Consider the following 450-nt stretch of genomic DNA (forward strand, 5'->3'; position numbering starts at 1 on the left):
ACCAACTCAAAACCCTACGCTTGAGCCATGCAGCGAAAGCATTAGAGCAGCAGCAAGAGCAACTGACCACCTACGCAGAACTAGACTTCGAGGAGAGGCTAAGCCTGCTTCTGGAAAGTGAAATCCTGAATCGTAACCAGACCAAAATCCAACGCTTAAAACGACAAGCCAAGCTGAGAGTATATGCGCAGCCGAGCCAACTCATCTACAAGGAGGGACGAAACCTCAATCGTAAACAGATGAGCGAACTTCTGACGGGCAGTTATCTATACAAACACCAGAACATCTTGATCACAGGCCCAACAGGCGCAGGTAAAACGTATCTTGGCTGCGCACTGGCAACCAGCGCCTGTGACCAACAACAAACGGTTAGGTACTACAGATTAACTCGCTTGCTTGACGACCTGACCGCTGGTCGTATGGATGGTAGCTATCAAAAGCAACTCCAAT

1 pseudogene is annotated in these 450 nt (G+C 49.1%); it reads left to right on the top strand.

Going from position 1 to position 450, the window contains the following annotated elements:
* A pseudogene (gene istB, locus A142_RS08430) lies at positions 1 to 450 on the top strand (IS21-like element ISVch3 family helper ATPase IstB); the annotation flags it as partial.

The organism is Vibrio splendidus 12E03 (assembly GCF_000272105.2).
GTDB lineage: Bacteria > Pseudomonadota > Gammaproteobacteria > Enterobacterales > Vibrionaceae > Vibrio > Vibrio splendidus_I.